This window comes from Streptomyces sp. MBT53 (assembly GCF_016654115.1).
Taxonomy (GTDB): Bacteria; Actinomycetota; Actinomycetes; order Streptomycetales; family Streptomycetaceae; genus Streptomyces.
Map to the genome: position 1 here is coordinate 1 of NZ_JAEQAZ010000417.1, position 1826 is coordinate 1826.

The 1826-nt window shown below is 71.5% G+C and carries 2 protein-coding genes; one reads left to right on the forward strand and one right to left on the reverse strand.

Translation table 11 applies throughout. The features are described from left to right. The first annotated feature begins 415 nt into the window (after window positions 1-415). Window positions 416-1387 carry a phosphotransferase gene (locus tag JHN45_RS51735; protein ID WP_201056445.1) on the forward strand — a complete coding sequence of 324 codons (972 nt, stop codon included), beginning with the start codon at window positions 416-418 and terminating at the stop codon, window positions 1385-1387. Here JHN45_RS51735 and JHN45_RS51740 read toward each other — a convergent pair. After that, window positions 1356-1826: gamma-glutamyl-gamma-aminobutyrate hydrolase family protein (locus tag JHN45_RS51740; protein WP_374195703.1), on the reverse strand; the 471-nt coding region annotated here is incomplete at its 5' end. The two genes, JHN45_RS51735 and JHN45_RS51740, sit on opposite strands and share 32 nt — an antisense overlap.

Consider the following 1826-nt stretch of genomic DNA (forward strand, 5'->3'; position numbering starts at 1 on the left):
GTGGGGCGTGAGGTGTGTTGCTTGGGCTCGGTGGGGCGTGAGGTGTGCTGTCTCGGCTCGGTGGGCCGAGAGGTGTGTGGCCTTGGCCGAGTGGGGCGTGAGGTGTGTTGCCTGGGCTCGGTGGGCGTAGGTGTGCTGTCGTTCGGTGGGTCGTGAGATGCGTGGCCGTGGCCGAGTGGGGCGTGAGGCGTGCTGCCTCGGCTGGCTGGGCGTGAGGTGTGCTGTCTCGGCTCGGTGGGCCGTGAGATGCGTGGCTTCGAGCCGGTAGGGCGAGACACGCGCTCCCTCGACTCGACTCGACTCGGTCGGCCAGCCGGCCGGCCGAGAAGCCTGCGCCCCGCCACAGTCCCGTGCGGAGTCGCCAGGTGCGAAAACCCTTGGCACGTGTCCGTGCTCCTCCCTCACCATCACCGACATGTCTCCTCCCGCCGCCCCGCCCGCCGTCGGCGTCCGTACGCCCTGGGAAGACCTGCCCGCCCATGTTCACGATGCCGTCGCGCGGTTGCTCGGATCGGTCGTGACTCGTGCTGTTACTCAGGTTGGCGGGTTTTCCCCGGGGACCGCCGCCCGGGTGCGGACCGTCGACGGGACTCGTGCCTTCGTCAAGGCGGTCAGTGGTGAGGTCAATCCGGACAGTCCGGGGCTGCATCGCATGGAGGCCCGTAATGCCGAGGCCCTCCCGGTCACGGTTCCCGCTCCTCGGCTTCTCGGTACGTATGACGACGGGACGTGGGTTGTCCTGGTCTTCGAGGAAGTCGTCGGGCGGCAGCCTCATGTCCCTTGGCGGGAAGCCGAGTTGGCGCGGGTGCTGCGTGCTGTGGAGGAGTTGGGGCGCGGGCTCACACCGTCTCCCGTGGTTGCCCCGACCGTGGCCGAGAGTCTTGGCGGCGCCTTTGGCGGCTGGCGGCGGCTGCTCGACGGGGACGTGGGTGACGTCGACGGGCGGCTCGACCCGTGGACGGTCGCCCATCTCGCCGAACTGGACCAACTCGCCGCCCCCTGGGCCGAGTCCGCGGCCGGTGACACCCTCGCGCATTCCGATCTGCGGGCCGACAACATGCTGCTCACGGACGACGGCGGGGTCGTCTTCGTCGACTGGCCGCATGCCGTCCTTGCCGCCCCCTGGTTCGACCTGCTGGTCATGCTGCCGTGTGTGCGGGCCCAAGGCGGGCCGGATCCCGAGGAGTTGTTCAGTCGGCATCCGCTTGCCGAGGGCGCGGATCCGGCCGGTGTCACCGCCACCCTGGCGGGGCTCGCCGGTTTCTTCGTCGAGCGCTCGCTGCGGCCACCGCCGCCCGGTCTGCCCACCCTGCGCGCCTTCCAGCGCGCCCAGGGCGACGCGGCCCTCGACTGGCTCAGGACACGGTGGGGGACGGGCCCGTCGTAGTGGCGACCGCGGACGCTGCGACCAGCGCCCGCATCACGCGCAGGTCCTCGCCCATCTCCGGGTGCCACTGCACCCCCAACACCCAGTCCGCGGACGGGAGTTCGACGGCCTCCACTGTTCCGTCCTCCGCCCAGGCCGAGACCACCAGGCCCGCGCCCAGGCGGTCCACGGCCTGGTGGTGGAACGTCGGGACCGAGGTCTCCTCCGGTACTGCTGTCGCGTACAGCGTCCCCGGGACCGGCTTGACCGGGTGGCGGCCGAAGACCCCGGGTGTCTTCGCGTGGCCGTCGATGTGCTGGACGAGGGTGCCGCCCACGGCGACGTTCAGGAGCTGCATGCCCCGGCAGATGCCCAGCAGCGGCAGGCCCGCCCTCGCCCGCGACGCCTGGGAACTCGCCCTGATCGAGGCCGCGTTGACGGCGGGCCTGCCGCTGCTGGG